The organism is Streptomyces dryopteridis, assembly GCF_049606955.1.
Taxonomy (GTDB): domain Bacteria; phylum Actinomycetota; class Actinomycetes; order Streptomycetales; family Streptomycetaceae; genus Streptomyces.
The window spans coordinates 1,640,669-1,658,214 of the sequence record NZ_CP187113.1 but is presented as its reverse complement, the minus strand read 5'-3'; the positions used below and the strand labels follow the sequence as shown (position 1 = coordinate 1,658,214).

Annotated in this window: 17 protein-coding genes; 8 read left to right on the top strand and 9 right to left on the bottom strand. The window is 75.5% G+C overall.

Going from position 1 to position 17,546, the window contains the following annotated elements:
- Positions 1–151 precede the first annotated feature (151 nt).
- From ACN20G_RS06690 to ACN20G_RS06680, 3 genes are read left to right on the top strand one after another with little or no spacing between them, the layout of a single operon-like run.
- Positions 152–1,537 (top strand): FtsW/RodA/SpoVE family cell cycle protein, encoded by a 1,386-nt coding sequence (locus ACN20G_RS06690; RefSeq protein ID WP_424211799.1) that lies wholly within the window; start codon positions 152–154, stop codon positions 1,535–1,537.
- Entirely contained in the window at positions 1,534–3,078 is a 1,545-nt protein-coding gene (locus ACN20G_RS06685; RefSeq protein WP_424211798.1) for a penicillin-binding transpeptidase domain-containing protein, read from the top strand. Before ACN20G_RS06690 ends, ACN20G_RS06685 begins: the two co-directional genes overlap by 4 nt.
- A gap of 44 nt (positions 3,079–3,122) precedes the next feature.
- A complete protein-coding gene (locus ACN20G_RS06680) occupies positions 3,123–3,611 on the top strand; it encodes a DUF3291 domain-containing protein (protein WP_424211797.1) in 489 nt (162 codons plus the stop codon).
- A gap of 16 nt (positions 3,612–3,627) precedes the next feature.
- Here the strand turns inward: ACN20G_RS06680 and ACN20G_RS06675 are convergent, their stop codons facing one another.
- The 3 genes from ACN20G_RS06675 to ACN20G_RS06665 all read right to left on the bottom strand — a co-directional run bounded on the left by ACN20G_RS06675 (position 3,628) and on the right by ACN20G_RS06665 (position 6,540).
- Positions 3,628–4,632: a HEAT repeat domain-containing protein gene (locus ACN20G_RS06675; protein ID WP_424211796.1), complete on the bottom strand. Its 1,005-nt coding sequence runs from the start codon at positions 4,630–4,632 to the stop codon at positions 3,628–3,630.
- Between the two features lie 4 nt (positions 4,633–4,636).
- Positions 4,637–5,332 carry a HEAT repeat domain-containing protein gene (locus ACN20G_RS06670; RefSeq protein WP_424211795.1) on the bottom strand — a complete coding sequence of 232 codons (696 nt, stop codon included), beginning with the start codon at positions 5,330–5,332 and terminating at the stop codon, positions 4,637–4,639.
- 98 nt (positions 5,333–5,430) lie between these two features.
- On the bottom strand, positions 5,431–6,540 hold the full coding sequence (locus ACN20G_RS06665) for a ferritin-like domain-containing protein (RefSeq protein WP_424211794.1): 1,110 nt from the start codon (positions 6,538–6,540) through the stop codon (positions 5,431–5,433).
- Between the two features lie 290 nt (positions 6,541–6,830).
- Here ACN20G_RS06665 and ACN20G_RS06660 point away from each other — a divergent pair, with 290 nt between their 5' ends.
- The 3 genes from ACN20G_RS06660 to ACN20G_RS06650 all read left to right on the top strand — a co-directional run bounded on the left by ACN20G_RS06660 (position 6,831) and on the right by ACN20G_RS06650 (position 9,561).
- Positions 6,831–7,790 carry an AurF N-oxygenase family protein gene (locus tag ACN20G_RS06660; RefSeq protein WP_424211793.1) on the top strand — a complete coding sequence of 320 codons (960 nt, stop codon included), beginning with the start codon at positions 6,831–6,833 and terminating at the stop codon, positions 7,788–7,790.
- Positions 7,791–8,451: 661 nt separating this feature from the next.
- A complete protein-coding gene (locus ACN20G_RS06655; protein WP_424211792.1) occupies positions 8,452–9,207 on the top strand; it encodes a TetR/AcrR family transcriptional regulator in 756 nt (251 codons plus the stop codon).
- A 75-nt stretch (positions 9,208–9,282) separates the two neighbouring features.
- The gene (locus ACN20G_RS06650; RefSeq protein WP_424211791.1) at positions 9,283–9,561 is read left to right on the top strand and encodes a hypothetical protein; all 279 of its coding nucleotides are present in this window, start codon (positions 9,283–9,285) and stop codon (positions 9,559–9,561) included.
- A gap of 43 nt (positions 9,562–9,604) precedes the next feature.
- Here ACN20G_RS06650 and ACN20G_RS06645 read toward each other — a convergent pair whose 3' ends face one another.
- From ACN20G_RS06645 to ACN20G_RS06635, 3 genes are all read right to left on the bottom strand, one after another.
- Positions 9,605–10,927: an ATP-binding protein gene (locus ACN20G_RS06645; RefSeq protein ID WP_424215399.1), complete on the bottom strand. Its 1,323-nt coding sequence runs from the start codon at positions 10,925–10,927 to the stop codon at positions 9,605–9,607.
- Positions 10,928–11,001: 74 nt separating this feature from the next.
- Positions 11,002–12,003, bottom strand: a complete 1,002-nt coding sequence (locus ACN20G_RS06640) for a hypothetical protein (RefSeq protein ID WP_424211790.1) — start codon at positions 12,001–12,003, stop codon at positions 11,002–11,004.
- A 205-nt stretch (positions 12,004–12,208) separates the two neighbouring features.
- Positions 12,209–12,970 (bottom strand): hypothetical protein, encoded by a 762-nt coding sequence (locus ACN20G_RS06635; protein WP_424211789.1) that lies wholly within the window; start codon positions 12,968–12,970, stop codon positions 12,209–12,211.
- Positions 12,971–13,226: 256 nt separating this feature from the next.
- On the opposite strand from ACN20G_RS06635, the gene ACN20G_RS06630 reads away from it, so the two are divergent.
- Positions 13,227–14,030, top strand: coding sequence for an NERD domain-containing protein (locus tag ACN20G_RS06630; protein ID WP_424211788.1), 804 nt, complete (start codon positions 13,227–13,229; stop codon positions 14,028–14,030).
- A 6-nt stretch (positions 14,031–14,036) separates the two neighbouring features.
- On the opposite strand, the gene ACN20G_RS06625 is transcribed toward ACN20G_RS06630, so the two are convergent.
- The gene (locus ACN20G_RS06625) at positions 14,037–15,014 is read right to left on the bottom strand and encodes a DNA ligase (protein WP_424211787.1); all 978 of its coding nucleotides are present in this window, start codon (positions 15,012–15,014) and stop codon (positions 14,037–14,039) included.
- 7 nt (positions 15,015–15,021) lie between these two features.
- Positions 15,022–15,924 carry a non-homologous end-joining DNA ligase gene (ligD, locus tag ACN20G_RS06620; RefSeq protein ID WP_424211786.1) on the bottom strand — a complete coding sequence of 301 codons (903 nt, stop codon included), beginning with the start codon at positions 15,922–15,924 and terminating at the stop codon, positions 15,022–15,024.
- A gap of 31 nt (positions 15,925–15,955) precedes the next feature.
- Here ligD and ACN20G_RS06615 point away from each other — a divergent pair, with 31 nt between their 5' ends.
- Entirely contained in the window at positions 15,956–17,017 is a 1,062-nt protein-coding gene (locus ACN20G_RS06615) for a Ku protein (protein WP_424211785.1), read from the top strand.
- Positions 17,018–17,090: 73 nt separating this feature from the next.
- Here ACN20G_RS06615 and ACN20G_RS06610 read toward each other — a convergent pair whose 3' ends face one another.
- Complete coding sequence (locus ACN20G_RS06610) at positions 17,091–17,483, bottom strand: DUF6479 family protein (RefSeq protein WP_424211784.1); 393 nt, start codon at positions 17,481–17,483, stop codon at positions 17,091–17,093.
- Positions 17,484–17,546 lie beyond the last annotated feature (63 nt).

Genomic DNA, 17,546 nt, shown 5'->3' with positions numbered 1-17,546 from the left:
TATGAGGAATCGCCCGACCGGGCCCGCGGCCCCCCGACCCCCACCCGGACGGCCGATCCGCGGGGGCCGTTCACCGTTCGGGTGCCACTCGTTCGTGTCGCCCCGTGACATAAGCGGACATTTAGTCCGTTCGCTTGCTAGGTTGCCGCCCATGACCGCACTGACGGCCAAGTCGGTCCTCCCGGAGCCCGAACCGGAGGACGCCCCCTTCCCGGGCCCGGTCGGACGGCGTCGGCGCGGGGTCGAACTCCTGCTCGTGGCCGGTGCGGTCCTGATCACCCTGCTCGGCGTGATCCAGGTGGACCTCGCGCACACCGGCCGCCCGCCCGCCGACCTCGGCCGGCTCGCCGCCCTCCTCGGCGGCGGCGCCCTCCTGGCGCACCTCGCCGTCCGCTTCCTCGCCCCGTGGGCCGACCCGCTGCCGCTGCCGATCGCCCTGCTCCTCAACGGGCTCGGCCTCGTGCTGATCCGGCGCCTGGACCCGGTGGCGAGCGGGCCCCGCGACGCCGCCGACCAACTGCGCTGGTCGGCCGTCGGCGTGCTGCTGTTCGTGCTGGTCCTGGCCCTGGTGCGCGATCACCGGCTGCTCCAGCGCTACGCCTGGATCGGGGCCGTCGGCGCCCTGGCGCTGATGCTCGCGCCGGTGTTCTTCCCCGCCGTCAACGGCGCCCACATCTGGATCCGGTTCGCCGGGCTGTCCTTCCAACCCGGCGAGTTCGCCAAGGTGCTGCTCGCCGTGTTCTTCGCGACGCACCTGGCCGCCAACCGCACCGCCCTGGCCCTGACCGGGCGCCGGATCTGGCGGTTCCGGCTGCTGCCCGGCCGGGTCCTCGGCCCGATCCTGACCGTCTGGCTGCTCAGCGTGGGCCTGCTGGTGCTGGAACGGGACCTCGGCACCTCGCTGCTGTTCTTCGGCCTGTTCGTCGTGATGCTGACCGCCGCCACCGGGCGGGTCGGGTGGATCGGCCTCGGGCTGGTGCTGGCCGCCTGCGGGGCCTGGGCGGTGGGCAGCTTCGAACCCCACGTGCACGGCCGGGTCGAGGACTGGCTGAATCCTTTCGCCACGATCGAACGCGGCGAGGGGCCCGGCCAACTCGCCCAGTCCCTGTTCGCGTTCGCCGCCGGCGGGGTCCTCGGCGCCGGCCTCGGCCACGGCCAGTCCTTCCTCATCGGCTTCGCCGCCAAATCCGACTTCGTCCTGGCCACCGTCGGCGAGGAACTCGGCCTGGCCGGCCTCACCGCCCTGCTGCTCCTCTACGGCCTCCTCGTCGCCGCCGGCTTCCGCGCCGCCCTCGCCCTGCGCGATCCCTTCGGCCGACTCCTGGCCACCGGCCTCGCCGCGCTCCTCTCCCTCCAGGTGTTCGTCATCGCCGGCGGGGTGACCGGACTCATCCCCCTGACCGGCATGGCCATGCCCTTCCTCGCCCAGGGCGGCTCCTCCGTCGTCACCAACTGGATCATCGTGGCCCTCCTGATCCGCCTCGGCGACCGCGCCCGCCGCCCGGCCCCCGCCGGAGACCTCGGGAGCGGCCCGTGATCCGCTGGATCCGCCGGTGCGCCCTCGGCTGCCTGGCCCTGCTGCTCACCCTGTGGGTCGGCGCCGCCCGCGCCCAGGTGTGGACCTCACCGGCCGCCGCCGCGAACCCCGCCGACAAACGCCCCGCCATCGCCCGCTGGGCCCACCCCCGGGGCCCCATCCTCGTGGACGACCGGCCCGTCACCGGCTCCCGCGACAGCCGGCAACTCCTGCGCTGGGAACGCGCCTACCCCGAGGGCCCGCTCTACGCCCCCGTCACCGGCCACGCCTCCCAGACCTACGGCACCAGCCTGCTCGAAAGCGCCGAGGACCGGATCCTGTCCGGCACCGACCCGGACCTCACCGCCATCCCGTTCTGGTACGAGTTCACCCGTTCCCGACCCGACCCGGGCCGCGTCGTCACCACCGTGCGCGACGCCCTCCAGCGCGCCGCCTACGCGGGACTGGCCGGCCGGCGCGGCGCCGTCGCCGCCCTCGACCCGGCCACCGGCCGGATCCTCGCCCTCGTCTCCAGCCCCTCCTACGATCCGGCCCTGCTCTCCGGCACCGGGCCCGAAGTCCGAGCGGCCTGGACCCGGCTGAACGCCGACCCCACCCGCCCCATGCTCAACCGGGCCCTGCGCGAGACCTACCCCCCGGGCTCCACGTTCAAGATCGTGACGGCCGCCGCCGCCCTCGACTCGGGCGCCGTCACCGACCCCGACGCCCCCACCGACACCCCCGACCCCTACCGGCTGCCCGGCACCGACACCCTGCTGCCCAACGCCGTCGGCGTCGGCGGCGGCTGCGAGGACGCCTCCATGGCCGAGGCCATCCGGCTGTCCTGCAACACCGTGCTCGCCCGGATCGGCGTAGACGTGGGACTGGAGGCCATGGTCTCGGCCGCCGAACGCTTCGGCTTCAACGACACCGCCCTGGAGGTCCCCGCCCGGGTCTCGCCCTCGAACTTCGACACCGACATGAGCCGCGACCAACTCGCGCTCTCCGCCATCGGCCAGTTCAACACCAAGGCCACCCCGCTCCAGATGGCGATGGTCGCCGCCGCCGTCGCCAACGACGGCGAGCTCATGCGCCCCCACCTGATCGAACGCGTCACCAAGGCGGACGGCACCCCCGTGCGCCGCACCGAACCCCGCCGCCTGACCCGGGCCATGACCCCCGAGACCGCCCGCACCCTGCGCGACCTGATGGTGCGGGTCGTGGAGGACGGCACGGGCCGCAACGCCGCCGTCCCCGGGGTCACCGTCGGCGGCAAGACCGGCACCGCCCAGCACGGCGTCGGCAACGCCGGCACCCCCTACGCCTGGTTCATCGCCTGGGCCCAGGCCCCCCACGAGCCCCGCCCCGGCATCGCCGTCGCCGTGGTCGTGGAGGACGCGGCGGCGAACCGCGGCGACATCAGCGGCAACGGGGCCGCCGCCCCCATCGCCCGCGCCGTCCTGGAGGCCCACCTGGCCGCGAACCCCCCGCCCCCGGCCGGCTCCCGGCCCCATCCGGCCCCCGCGCCGCGACCCGCCCCGGGCCCGGTGTCCACCCGCTGAAATCTCCTGCGCCCGCGCGCCCCGGCCTGTTACTGCTGGGGCCCATGACCAGCTTCGAGATAGCCCAAGTGAACATCTCCCGACTCAAGTTCGCCCTCGACTCACCCGAGATGGCGGGCTTCGTCGGCAACCTCGACGCCGTGAACCTCTCCGCCGAGACGGCCGACGGCTTCCGGTGGCGCCTGAAGGCCGAGGTCGACCCCGTCTCGGGCGAGGTGGGCGACGCGACCACCATCCCCGTCTACGAGGACCCCGAACTGATCGTGAACATGTCGGTCTGGCGGGACGTCGAATCGCTCACCACGTGGATGTACGAGGCCCGGCACCGGGCCGTCCTCACCCGCCGACGCGAGTGGTTCGACCGGGAACCCGAGCCCATGACCGCCCTGTGGTGGGTGCCGGCCGGCCACGCCCCGAGCGTCCGCGAGGCCGAGGAACGCCTCACCCACCTGCGCGTCCACGGCCCCACCGCCCACGCCTTCACCCTCACCAAGCGCTTCGACCCGCCCGCCCCCGCCGACGCCGCGCACTGACCCGCCGCCGGGCCCGTCAGCCCGCCCCGCGCAGCCGCAGGAGATGGGTCGCGGTCAGGGCCACCGCGCGGTCCCCGTCCCGCGACAGCTCCACCAGGGCCCGCCCGACCGTGTCCCCGGGCACGTCGGCCAGTGCCTGGGTCAACCGGCCGCGCGCCGGCGCGTCCGAGGGATCACGGGCCAGCCGCTCCACGAGCCCGCCCGCGATCCGCTCGGCCGTCGCCGGATCCCGCGCCAACACCCCCAGGACATCGGCCGCGTCGGTGTCGTTCACGCCCGCCCCGATCAGCTCCACGAGCACCGGCACGGTCGCCGTCTCGCCCCGCGCCCCGAGCGCCAGGGCCGCCGGCGCGCGGACCTCGACGGCGGGATCCGCGAGGGCCGCCCGTAGCAGTGCGGTCGCCTCCGGGTCGGCCAGCGGCACGAGGGCCCGCACGGCCCGCGCGCGCACCGCGGCCGAAGGCGAGTCCAGCCCCCGCGCCAGCAGCTCGGGAACCCCCTCGCCCGCCTGGGCCAGGGCCCACCGCAGGGCGCCGGCGACGTTCGGCTCGCTCTCGCCCAGCGCCGCCTCCACCAGGGCCTCGGCGGGCAGCGGGGTCCCGCTGCCCGAGGACAGGGCGGCGCGCTGCCGGGCGTCGGGGCTCTGCGAGCCCAGGGCCTGGAGCAGTTCGACCACCCGCAGGACGTCCTCCCAGGCGGCAGGGTCGGAGGCGTCGATCCGCAGCAGCCGCGTCAGCAGCTCGGTCTCGACCGCGATCCGCTCGCGGGTCCGGCGCACCAGGTCCTCGACGAGCGCCGAGGGCGCGAACCCCGGATCGTCCAGCGCCCGCCCGATCTCCCGCAGCGACAGCCCCAGCGACCGCAGGCTCTCCACGTGGAAGATCCGCCGGACGTCCCCGGTCGAGTACTCCCGGTAGCCGTTGCCCGAGCGGCCCGAGGGCGTCACGAGACCGAGGGACTCGTAGTGCCGCAACATGCGGGCACTCACCCCGGACCGCCGCGCCACCTCACCGATCAACACCGCCTCATCCTCCGTCCACGGGCGCCCCGGTGAGGGCCACGACGCGCCTGGCCTCCGCGATCGCCGACTCGAAACCGAGGTCGGGCTCGCGGAACAGCCGCCCGGTGGCCAGCGCGTGCGCCCGCACGGCCGGATCCCCGGCACCCTCGGCGACCCGCAGCACCGGCACGATCACGTCACCGAGCGCCACCAGGGCCTGGCTCAGGCTGAGCTGCGTGGCCCGGTCGCCGAGCCCGAGCCGCGTGGCCAGCACGGAGGCCAGGGCCGGCCGCTCCTCCTCGGGCACGAGCAGCACCGCGGCCCGCCAGGCACTGCGCGCCACCTCCTCGTCGGCGTCGGTCAACAGGTCCCGCGTGATCGCGGGCCAGACCGCCCGGTCGCCGATCTTGGACAGGGTGTGCAGGGCCTGGGAACGGGCCTGGGCCCGCCCCGAGCGCAGCTCGCCGAGCAGCGCGGGGAGCGTCAGATCCGCCGGGTGCCGCACGAGGGCCCAGGTCAGCATGTCGCGGACGAAGAACTCGGGCTCGACCGCGCACCGCTCCACGAGCCTGTCGACGAACCTCGCGTCGGGCCTCGTGCCGACCGCCAGCGCGGCCCGCAGGCGAACCGAGGACCGCGCGTCCTCCAACCCGCGCAGCGCCCGCACCACATCCGCGTCCGCGGCCCTGCCCGTGTTCGTGTCCTGTGCCGTCTCGGTCATCGGGGACCACCTCCTGAGGACGCAGTGAAGACCTTGTCACGGTGTCAAGGTCAACCCCGCGGCCCGCACGGCCCCGCGCCCCGGCCCGGCCCGTCCGCTCAGTCGGCCCGGGCGCCCTGCGCCACGGTCTCGGCCACCTCCGCCCGTCGCGCCTCCTCCTCGGCCGCGAAACGGCGCCGGTCCATCTCCTCCGCGAGTTCCTCGTCCTGCCGCATGAGCAGGTCGAGATTGGCGTTGCCGAGGTCGAAGACCCCCATGTCGACGTAGGCCCGCTGGAGCCGCTCCCCCCACAGCCCGATGTCCTTCACGCAGGGCACGATCCGGCTGAACAGCAGCTTGCGGAACAGGTGCAGGAACTCGGAGCGCTCGCTGAGTTCCGCCGCCTCCCGGCGGTCCACCCCGAAGTTCTCCAGGACCTCCACCCCGCGCAGCCGGTCCCGCATCAGCAGGCAGCCCTCGATCACGAACTCCTCCCGCTCGCGCCGCTCGGCCTCCGTCAACTGCCCGTAGTAGTCCCGCAGCGCCATCCGCCCGAAGGCCACGTGGCGCGCCTCGTCCTGCATCACGTACGCGAGGATCTGCTTGGGCAGCGGCTTGTCCGTGGTGTCGCGGATCATGCCGAACGCTGCCAGCGCCAGCCCCTCGATCAGCACCTGCATCCCCAGGTAGGGCATGTCCCACCGCGAGTCGCCCAGGGTGTCGCCGAGCAGGCCCCGGAGGTCGTCGTTGATCGGGTAGAGCATGCCGATCTTCTCGTGCAGGAAGCGGCTGAATATCTCCGCGTGCCGGGCCTCGTCCATGGTCTGGGTGGCCGAGTAGTACTTGGCGTCGAGATCGGGCACGGACTCCACGATCCGGGCCGCGCACACCATGGCGCCCTGCTCGCCGTGGAGGAACTGGCTGAAGTTCCACGAGGCGTAGTGCTGCCGAAGCTCACCCTTGTCCTTCTCGGTGAGCTTGGCCCAGTGCCGGGTCTCGTACAGCGGCAGGGCCTCGTCGGGGGTGCCGAGCGGATTGTGCGGATCCACCTCGACCTCCCAGTCGATCCGCTTGGCCCCGTCCCACTGCTTGTCCTTGCCCTTCTGGTAGAGCGCGAGCAGTCGTTCCCGACCCTCGTCGTACTCCCAGGTGAAGCGGGCCGAGCCGGTGGCCGGCACCCGCCAGACGCTCTCGCCCGGGTCCTGTGTGTACAGCCGTTGCGTCGACACTGACGCCCCCAATCCCTGCGCGGTGCTGGACAGTCGGCAGTGCAGCACGTTGTGAGACAAGCGGTCAACAAGTCGCGCACAAGGGATTGACGGTCTTGCTGACAAGCAGTCTCATAAGGGTGTGCGGAGGCGATCGGCGCCGGAGCCGACCGGTGTCGCCCCGCCGCCGCCCCGGATCCCGGGCCGGGACCGCCAGGCCCGACCCGGCTCCGCGACCCCCACCCCCGACCCGGCCGCGTCTCCGACGCGACCCGTCCGTCCGCCCCCGATCCCCCGAGGTGTCCGCCCCCATGACGACCGTCACCGATCCCCGTGCCGGCTCCGGCCGGGCCGCCGATCTCGGCGCCCTGCGCGACGCCCTCGGCCTCCTCAAGGACCGCGAGCAGGTCGCCGAGCGCCTGTTGGAGTCCAGCGCCAAGCACTCCTTCGACCCCGACAAGGAGTTGGACTGGGAGGCCCCGCCGATCGACGGCAAGTACTACTGGCCGCCCGAGCTGCTCTCCCTGTACGACACCCCGATGTGGAAGCGGATGGGGGAGGAGCAGCGGATCGACCTCTCCCGCCACGAGGCGGCCTCGCTGGCCTCGCTCGGCATCTGGTTCGAGATCATCCTCATGCAGCTGCTCGTCCGGCACGTCTACGACAAGTCGCTGACCAGCAATCACGTCCGCTACGCGCTCACCGAGATCGCCGACGAGTGCCGGCACTCCATGATGTTCGCCCGCATGATCAAGACGGGTGGGGCACCCGAGTACCCCGTCACCCGCCTCAACCACAACCTGGCCCGCGTCCTCAAGACGATCTCCACCACCCCGGGTTCCTTCGCCTGCACCCTGCTCGGCGAGGAGATCCTCGACTGGATGCAGCGGCTGACCTTCCCGGACGAGCGGATCCAGCCCCTCGTGCGCGGCGTCACCCGGATCCACGTGATCGAGGAGGCCCGGCACGTGCGCTACGCCCGCGAGGAACTGCGCCGCCAGATGGCTACCGCGCCCCGCTGGGAGCGGGAGCTGACGCGGATCAGCTGCGGGGAGGCGGCCCGGGTCTTCTCCGTGGCCTTCGTCAATCCCGCCGTGTACGAGAACGTCGGCCTCGACCGGCGCGAGGCCGTGGCCCAGGTCAAGGCCAGCGGGCACCGGCGCGAGGTCATGCAGACCGGTGCGAAGCGCCTGACGGACTTCCTCGACGACATCGGCGTGCTGACCGGCGTCGGCCGCCGGCTGTGGCGCAGCTCGGGCCTGCTCGCCTGACCGGACACCCGCCCCGAACCCCCACCCCGGCCCGGACCCCGGCCCGGACTCGGGCTTGGCCCCCGGCCTGTACTCGGGCCCGGACTCGGGTCGGGGCCTCCGTCGGGATCCCGCGCACGCGGGGCGCCGGGGCGGATCCTTCGCCCCGGCCTCCGACCCGCGGTCGGCGATCCACCGCCACGCGCGCCGCACGAACCCGTCCCGTCCCATGTGCCCACCCCACCCCTGACCGTCACTCCGTGTGTCGATCGTAACGCTGAGTCACGGTCATCGGGAGGGGGCGCACGAGGCTCCGGGGGCGCACCGGACCGGCGCCCGCCCCGCCCCTCCGGCGTGCCGGGCCCCGAGGGCGGGCCGGTGCCCGGCCGACAGACGGGCCGGCGCCCCGGTCGGCCGCGCGTCCCCGAATCGGCCCGCCGCGTCCGGCCGCCCCGTCACCTCCGCGAGCCGCCGCGCGCCCTCCGATCCGGAACCCGAACCACCCTGTCCCACCGCCCCGCCCCGCGACCCCGTCCCGCCCGTCCGGCCCACCCGCCCGGCGCCCCCGGCCCCGGCCGCCCGACGAACCCGTCCCGTCCCGGCCGTCCGCCGCCCCGGCCCGTCATCGGCCGAAGGGGGTCGACCGCCCCGGTCCGGGCCCGTGCGGGGCTACCCTGCGTCCATGACCCGGACCCCGCCGCCGCCCCCGGCCACCGACCGCCCCCGGGTCCCGCGCGCCTACCGCCGCCTCACCGTCGAACAGCGCCGCGCCCAACTCCTCGACGCCGCCCTCGGCCTCTTCGCCCACCGCGCCCCCGAGGACGTCTCCCTCGACGACGTCGCCGAAGCCGCCGGCGTCTCGCGCCCCCTGGTCTACCGCTACTTCCCCGGCGGCAAGCAGCAGCTCTACGAGGCCGCGCTCGGCTCCGCCGCCGTCCTGCTGGAGCAGTGCTTCGACCAGCCGCAGTCCGGCCCGCTCAGCGAACGCCTCGGCCGCGCCCTCGACCGGTACCTCACGTTCGTCGACGAGCACGACACCGGCTTCGCCGCCCTCCTCCAGGGCGGCAGCGTCGTGGAGACCTCCCGCACCACCGCCACCGTTGACGGCATCCGGCGCACCGCCGCCGAACAGATCCTGCTGCACCTCGGCGTCCCCGAGCCCGGGCCCCGGCTGCGGATGACCGTCCGCACCTGGATCAGCTCCGTCGAGGCGGCCTCCCTGATCTGGCTCGACGAGGGCAAGCGGCCCGATCCGGCCGAACTGCGCGACTGGCTCCTCGACCAGTTCGTGGCCCTGCTCGCCGCCACCGCCGCCACCGATCCCGAGACCGCCCGCGTGGCCGCCGTCGCCCTCGCCGCCGAATCCGCCGAAGGCCCGGTCGGACGGCTGGCCCGCCGGGTGATCCCGGTGGTCTCCGCCGCCGCCCACCTGTGGTGAGCGCCCCACCCCCGCCGCCGCCCACCCGTGACACCGCGCCCCCGCGACCCCCCCCGCACCTGTGACACTGGGGGAGTGAGAAGCGAACCCACCCCCTTCGAGGGCGGCCCCATGGACGGCCGGGTCCTCCCCGTGCTCACCGGGCCGACCGGACACCCGCCCAAGTGGTACGAGATCCCGGTCCCCGACCCGACCGGCGGACCCACCGTCACGCTCGTCTACGAACGGGTCCCCGCCGGTCACACCAAGCGCCTCGGGCTCCAGAAGGGCTGGAAGTACGCGTACACCGACCGCACCGGCCGGCCCCGCCCCCGCTGGCCGTGGACCCGCGCCCCCAAGCCCTCGGACACCTGACCCGTCCACCTCGTCCGCCCCGCCGGCCCCGTCCGCCGCGTGCTCAGTCGAGCGGCCCGTCCCCGGCCGGGTGCTCCGTCCCGCCGCGCGCCGGCAGCCGCAGCACGGCCAGCGCGCCGCCGCCCCCGTCCGTCGGCGGCAGGGTCCGGAACTCCAGGCTCGCGCCCAGCACCTGCGCCTGCCCCACCGCGATCGTCAGCCCCAGCCCGTGCCCCTTGCGCCCACCGGAGCCACCGCCCCCGAGGACCGGCCCGCCGGTGCGGAACCGCTGCGGCCCGCCCTCCGTCAGGTACTCCGGATAGCCCGGACCGTGGTCGCGCACCGAGATCACCAGCCCGTCCACCCGCACCTCCACCGGCGCCCGCCCGTGCTTGTGCGCGTTGGCCACCAGATTGCCCAGCACCCGCTCCAGCCGCCGCCGGTCCGTGGTCACGATCCGGTCCGCCACCACCGACACCTCCGTCACCGCGCCCGTGGCCGCCGCCGCCCGCGCCACCCGCTCGGCGACCGCGCCCAGCCGCTGCCGGTCGTCGTCCACGCGCTCCGTGCCCGAGTCCAGGCGCGAGATCTCCAGCAGGTCCTCGGTCAACTGCCGCATCGTGCGGACCCGTTCCTGCACCAGCTCGGTGGGCCGGCCCGGCGGCAGCAGCTCCGAGGCCGCCAGCAACCCGGTCAACGGGGTGCGCAGCTCGTGCGCCACGTCCGCCGTGAACCGCTGCTCGCTCACCAGCTTCGCCTGGAGGTTCGCCGCCATCGTGTCCAGGGCGGCGGCCACCGTCGCCACCTCGTCCAGCCGCCCCTCGCGCCGCGGATCGGAGGCCCGCGGGTCGTCCACCCGCGCGTCCAGGTCGCCCCGGGTGATCCGCCGGGCCACCGCCGCCGTCAAGTGCAGCCGGCGCGTCACCCGCGTCACCGCGAACGCGCCCAGCACCAGCGTGCCGCCGATCGCCAACACCGAGGACCCGATGATCGCGTTGTCGAGCCCGCTGATCGTCCGCGCGCTCTGCGAGTAGTCCACGGCCGCCGCCAGCGCCCTGCCGTCCGCCGGCGCCGCCGCCCACATCGTCGGCCGCCCCCGGAACTCGCCGACGAGCGTGCCCCGCTGCCCCTTCAGGGCCAGGGCTCGCAACTCCTCCGGCAGCCCCTCCGGGTCCAGACCCGAGGAGGCCGGCAGGGTCTCGCCCGCCTCGTACGCCCGGGACGCCGTGTTCAGCAGCGTCAACGCCTTCTCCCGCGCCACCGCCACCGTCTGCCGGGTCACCTCCACGTGCACGAGGGACCCCAGCACCGCCGCCAGCGCGCAGCACATCACCACGATGAACGCGGCGGCCTTCCACGTCAGCGTCGCCGCCCACGCCGGCCCCAGCGGGCGGCGCGGCGGCCGTCCGCCGGCCCGGGACGGCCCGGCGGGTCCGCGCGGCCCCTCCGCGTCGGGCGCCGTCACGGCACTTCCGGGGTGAACGCCGGCCCGCTCGCCACCGGCACGCCCGGGGCCCGCCCCGGACCCGGCGCGGGCACGTCCGGCACGGCCGCGATCCCGGGCGGACGCGGCACCCCGAGGAACCCGGCCCCCGGCGCCCACGCCTCCTCCCGCTCCACCGGGCCCGCCCCCGGCTCCGTGCGCTCCACGGGACCCCCGCCACCGCCCGTCGAGCCCGTGCCGGCCGGCGCCGAGGCGCTCCCGGCACCCGGCGAGGCCGAGGGCGAGGGCGGGGCCCCGGGCCCGTCGGAGGGCACCGGCCCGGTGGAGAACCCGCCCGTCGGCGGCGCCGCCCCCGGGCGCGTCGGAACCCGCACGATCTGCTCCCGGGTCGGCAGCATGCTCCGCCGCGACTCCTCGTACGACCACGCCGTGATCAGCTCGTAGCCCGCGTTCCCGCTCGGCGCCCGCAGGATCACGTCCCGCCCGGCCATCTCCACGCTGATCACGGGCTCGACCGTCGCCATGATCCGGTTCAGCCGGCCGTCCGGGTCCGCCGTGTACACGCGCACCGCCATCAGGCGGTCGGGACCCCCGTACTCGATCCCGATGATCAACTCGTCCTTGTGGTTGCCCGTGAGGTCCCGGTAGTACGGCGCCAGCACCGGGCACGAACCCCCGGGCGTCCGGCACGCCCGGATCGCCGCCGCCGTCTCGGGCGGCATCCCGTCCGGCCCCACGTCCACCGCGCCGTGCGCGTCCAGCTCGGCCAGCACCAGCCGCAGCGGGTCCACGGTGTGCACGTCCTGCCCGCGCACCGGCGGCAGGCCCGTCACGTACTCCGGCGGCGCGCCGCCCGGATCCGCCGGGGCCACCGAAGCGCCGACCCGTCGCGGCCACAGGTGCACCGGGCCGCTCGCCGTCTGCGTCGGGCCCGCCGACACCAGCCCGCCCGGGGTGCCGCACCCCGTCAACACCAGCAGCGCCCCCGCGAGCAGCGCCGGGAGACGGAGCGAGAGCACGCCGAACACGATGCCCCGCGGCCGCCGCCCGGGCACGCGGCCCGTGCGCGCGGCACCCCGAAGATCCGACCTGCGTGACTCCACGGACTGTTCCGACCCCTCGATCCCGACGACGCGAACCGGTGCGCCGTCACGTCGCAGACGACGCCTTCCGGCCAACTTTAAGGGCTCTGCCCCGGTACGTCCCCGCGCCCGCGGGCGCCGTTCAGCCGGCGGACCGACCCCGCCGCAGCATCGCGAAACCGAGACCGGCCGCGCCCACCGCCGCGATGCCCCCGCCCGCGGCCAGCAGCAGCACGCCGTCACCGTGCCGCCCGGCGGCCAGATTGTCCAGACGCAGCGCGTCCGTCGCCTCCCGGCGGGCCCGGTCCCGGGCCTCGATGCCCACGACCCGCCCGCCCCCGTCGCCCGCCGCCGGACCGGCCGGGCTCGCCGAGACAGCCGCCCCGGCCGGCGCCGACGCGGGCACCGCGCCGGGCACCCCGTGCGCGCCCGTCCGACGGGCCGTCTTGAAACCGTCGGCCCCCGGGCCCAGCGCCACCGGCCGGGCCGAGGCCCCGGCTGCGGAGTCCTCCGCGCCCATCCACGAGGAGATCCGCCCGTCCGTCCGCAACGCGATCCGCAGCTCGCCCACCGAGATCCGCGACGGCACCCGCGCGCCCGAACCCGCGCCCGCGCCGGGGGTAGGCGGCGTCGCCAGCGTCGCCAGCACCGAACCACCGGCCAGGATCTCGGCCCGGTATCCGCCCGACCCCGTCCGGTACACCTTCGCCAGGGTCACCCCGTCGGCCAGCGACACCGTCTTCAGCAGTCGGGGCGCGGTCGGCGAACCGGCCTTCGCGTCCGCCGAGCCCGCCGTCGCGGCCGGGTCGGCCAGCGCGGCCGAGGCCGGGGCCAGGAGCAGCACGACGCCGGTGCACAGGGCCAGGGCGCCGGCACGCGCGGAGGAGCGGCGGACGGAGATCACGAGGGGTCCTTCGGTGTCGAGGGGGGAACGCGGCGAGCCCGCCCGGCACCGGGCCGGTCGGGTGGGATCACGGGGAGCGGGGCAGGTCCCGCGCCCGGGCGGTCGCCCGCCCGTCACCAAACTAGGCCCCGTCCGTACCGGCCACGCCCGGTTTGTGTAACAGCCGCGCGGCACTGTCCCGGCGGAGTCGTTACACGGCCGAGGGATTGCCCCCGCGCCCACCCGACTGCTCCCATGGGGTCGGGGGGTGACGCCGATGGCGACACGCGAGGCACGGGTGGTCCCGGACGCTCGGGGCCGGCTCTGGGTGAGCCTGCCCGACGGGCGGGTCGCCGCCTGGTACGACCGCGACACCGGCCGCGTCACCCTGCTCGTGCCCGGCCGTCGCGACGCCGTCCTGACCGCCCTGCGGCCCCTGCTGAGCCCCGGCTGGACCATCGGCCCGCCACCCGTCCCCGGCCGGGCCGACCTGGCCCGGCTCGCCCTGCCCCCGGACGAGGACCTCGCGCCCAACCGGCCCGGCGAGGACCTGCACGGCGTCCTCGACCACGGCCGAGGCCCCGCCGGCCCCCTCGGCCGGCGGGCGCTGCGCCGCGAACTGCGGGCCCGGGAACTGGTCGGCGCGGCCCTGGACGCCTTGGAACCGGCCGGCTGGCGGGTGCTGCACGAGCTGCCGCTGCCCGCCGGGGAGCACGTCCACCACCTCGCGATCGGCCCCGCCGGGGTGCTGTGCGTGCGCACGGTCCCGGCCGGCGGCCACCGGGTGCGGTGCGACGCCGACCTCGTCCGGATCGGCCGCGCCGTCCCCCGACCCGATCCGCGCCTGGCCCGCCGGGCCGCCGACCTCGCGGCGCGGGCCCTCGCGGCGGCCGTCACCCCCGTGCTCGCCCTCGCGGGCGCCGGCGCCGACCGGATCGACCGACGGCCCGACGCCCGCGACCTGCTCGTGCTGGCCGACACGGAACTCGACGGGGCGCTGACCGGCGCGGGGCCCACCCTCAAACCCGCCGAGATCGCGGGCCTGTACGCCCGGGCCCGGGACCGCCGCACCTGGCGGTGACGGCCCTCAACCGCCCGCCGGTCCCTCCCGGGGCCCGTCGTCCGGGCCGGGATCGAGATGGTCGGCCCGCACCCGGACGAACCGCACCAGCCCGTGCCGCCCGCCCGTCACGGCCACCTCCACCCACACCGCCGGCGCCCCCGCGACCCGCCGCCGCACGAGCCCCCCGTACTCCTCCACCGGCACCGCCGCCGCCCACTCCCGCTGCGGCCCGGCCCCCGCCCGCAGCTCCCGGGCCTGCGCCGGCGTGAGCCGCGGCGAGGTGACGGCCGTGCGCCCCTCGCCCGTCCGCACCACCGCGGCCCGCGCCCGCCCGGCCCCGTCCACGACCAGTCCGAGCAGTTCGGCGTCCTCGGTGTCGGCGTGCCGGACCTTGCGCCAGGCCCAGGTGTGCCCCGACCGGTACGTCGACCCGAGGTCCTTGGCCACGATCCCCTCCACCCCCGCCTTCCGCAGGTCCCGGAACCAGCCCCGCGCGACCTCCCGGTCCCGGGTCACCGTCACCCGCTCCACCGGCGCCCCGATGCCCGCCAGCGCCACCCCCAGCAGCTCCCACCGGACCCGCAACGGCAGCCCCCGCAGGTCCCGACCCGGCACCGCGAGCAGGTCGAAGGCCACGTAGGACACCGGGACCCCGGCCCGTTCCCGGTCCCGCCGCGAACGCAGCAGGTCGGGGAAGCTGAGCCGGCCGTCGCGGTACGCGCACAGCTCGCCGTCCAGCACGATCCCCGCCGGCAGCCGCTCGGCGAGGTGCCGGGCCACCTGCGGGAAATCGGGGGAGAGATCGCGCCGGGAACGGGACTGGAGGACCACCGCGCCGCCCTCCAGCACGAAGGCCAGGGCGCGGAACCCGTCGAGCTTGAGGCCGTACTGGACGCCGCCGGGCATCTCGTCGGGAGCGGGCAGGTCGGCCCGCGGTCGGGGCCGCATCACGTCCACGGGCGGCCGCAGCACCACACCGCCGGCCGGCTCCTCGCCCGTCACCGGAGCGTCACCGGGACGGAAGCGGGTGCGCCACTTCCGGATCGTCCAGCGGCGCGAACAGGTCCCCGAGCCGCTCCAGCCGTCCCGGCACCTCGCGCACCGTGAACTCCAGCCCGCCGGCCTCCCGGCACCCCGCCACCTCCTCCCAGGTCACCGGCGTGGACACGGTCGGCCGGGGCCGGGCGCGCACGGTGTAGGGGGCCGCGGTGGTCTTCGCGGCGGCGTTCTGCGAGTGGTCCACGAACACCCGGCCCGGCCGCAGCGCCTTCGTCATCCGGTGCGTGACCAGCTCCGCGAGCGCGGCCTCCGCCTCCCGCGCCAGCTCCTTCGCGTAGGCCGCGACCGTCGCCGACGGGGTCGGCGGCAGCGGGGCCGACAGGTGCAGCCCCTTGGCCCCGGAGGTCTTCGCGAACGCCGTGATCCCGTCGGCCGCCAGCCGGTCCCGCAGCCACAAGGCGACCGCGCAGCAGCTCACCACGTCGGCCGGCGCCCCGGGGTCGAGGTCCAGCACGAGCCGGTCGGCGAGCTCGGGGGCGTCCGCGCGCCACTGCGGGACGTGGAACTCCGTCACGAGGTTCGCCGCCCACAAAAGCGCCGCCGGACCGTCCACGACCACCTGCCGGGCGTAGCGCGCGGCCGGATCCCCGCCGGCGCGCGGCACCCGCGCCACCGTCACCCAGTCGGGCGTGCCGGGCGGCGGGTTCTTCGTGAAGAACAACTGGCCCCCGGGCCCGTCGGGGAAGCGCAGGAAGGAGACGGGCCGCCCCGCGAGGTGCGCCAGCAGCGGGCCGGCGACCGCCGCGTGGTAGTGCAGCAGCTCGCCCTTGGTGCACCCGTCGTCGGGGAAGACGACCTTGTCGAGGTTGCTGAGGGCCACCCGCCGGCCCTCCACCTCGGTGATCGGCGTCATACGATGAGATTGCCACGAATCAGGAGGAACCGTGCGATCCATATGGAACGGGGCGATCTCCTTCGGCTTGGTCAGCATCCCGATCAAGCTCGTGAACGCCACCGAGAACCACTCGATCTCCTTCCGCCAGATCCACACCGCCGACGGCGGCCGGATCCGCTACCGCAAGGTCTGCGAACTCGACGGTCAGGAGGTGGCCTCGGCCGACATCGGCAAGGGCTACGAGGAGGCCGACGGGGCCGTCATCCCGATCACCGACGAGGACCTGTCCGCCCTCCCCCTCCCCACCGCCCGCACGATCGAGATCGTCTCCTTCGTGCCCGCCACCCAGATCGACCCGCTCCAGATGGACGCCGCGTACTACCTCGCCGCCAACGGGGCGACCGCCGGCAAGCCCTACACGCTGCTGCGCGAGGCCCTCAAGCGCAGCGAACGCGTGGCCATCGCCAAATTCGCCCTGCGCGGACGGGAACGCCTCGGGATGCTGCGCGTGGTCGGCGACGTGATCGCCATGCACGGCCTGCTGTGGCCCGACGAGATCCGCGCCCCGGAGGGCGTCGCCCCCGAGGGCGAGATCACCGTCCGGGAGGCGGAGCTCGACCTCGCGGACGCCCTCATGGCCACGCTCGGCGAGGTGGACGTGGCCGAACTCCACGACGACTACCGCGAGGCCGTCGAGGCCATGCTCGCCGCGAAATCCGGCGAGGCCGTGGTCCCGCAGGCCGCCGAGGGCCCCGAGGGCGGCACGGACGCGCAGGTCATCGACCTGATGGCGGCCCTCGAACGCAGCGTCCGCGCGGCCCGCGAGGGCCGGGAGGGCGGCGGGGACGGCGCAGCCGCCGAGGTCACCCCCCTGCGCACCCGGAGCACCCCCAAGGACCCCTCGGGCAAGAAGACCGCGACGCCCGCGAAGAAGGCCGCCGCCCGCAAGACCACGGCGAAGCCCGCCGCGACCAAGCCCGCCGCGACCAAGACCACGGCGGCGAAGAACACCGCCGCCAAGAAGACGACGGCGAAGAAGACGACCGCCACGAAGAAGGCGACACCGGCCGCCGGGTCCAAACGCACCACCACCCGCCGCGACTCCGCCTGACCCACGACGCCTGACCCACGACGAAGGGCGGTCGACCTCACGGTCGACCGCCCTCGCTTCCCCCGTCCGCCGCTCAGGCGTGCTTCACGGGCGGGATCACGGGGGGCACCGCACCCCCGCCCACGCCGGGCCCGCCCCGCACCCGCTGCCACGCGTTGCCCAGGTACCCGTCCTCACGCCCGGCCCGCACCTCCTCCTGGTGCTCCGCCGTCCGGGACCCGAAGTTCCCGTACCCCTGCATCTGGTGCGGTTGCAGCCCCAGCTCGGGGAAGTCCACGTACTCCCGCTCCTCACTCACCTCGTACGAGGCGCCCTCGGGCGGCAGGTGCGGCTGACTCTCGGGCGCGGGCGGCCCGGTCTCACGATCGAGGATCCGCCGCCCCATCCAAAACGCCCCCACCAGGAACCCGGCCACGGCGATACCGACGACCAGGAACCACGCGATGTCACTCAGGGTCCTGTCCATACCATTAATTTTCCCCCCAAAGCTGATGGTATGCACGCAAACCGCAGGCGTTGTCGGACCACC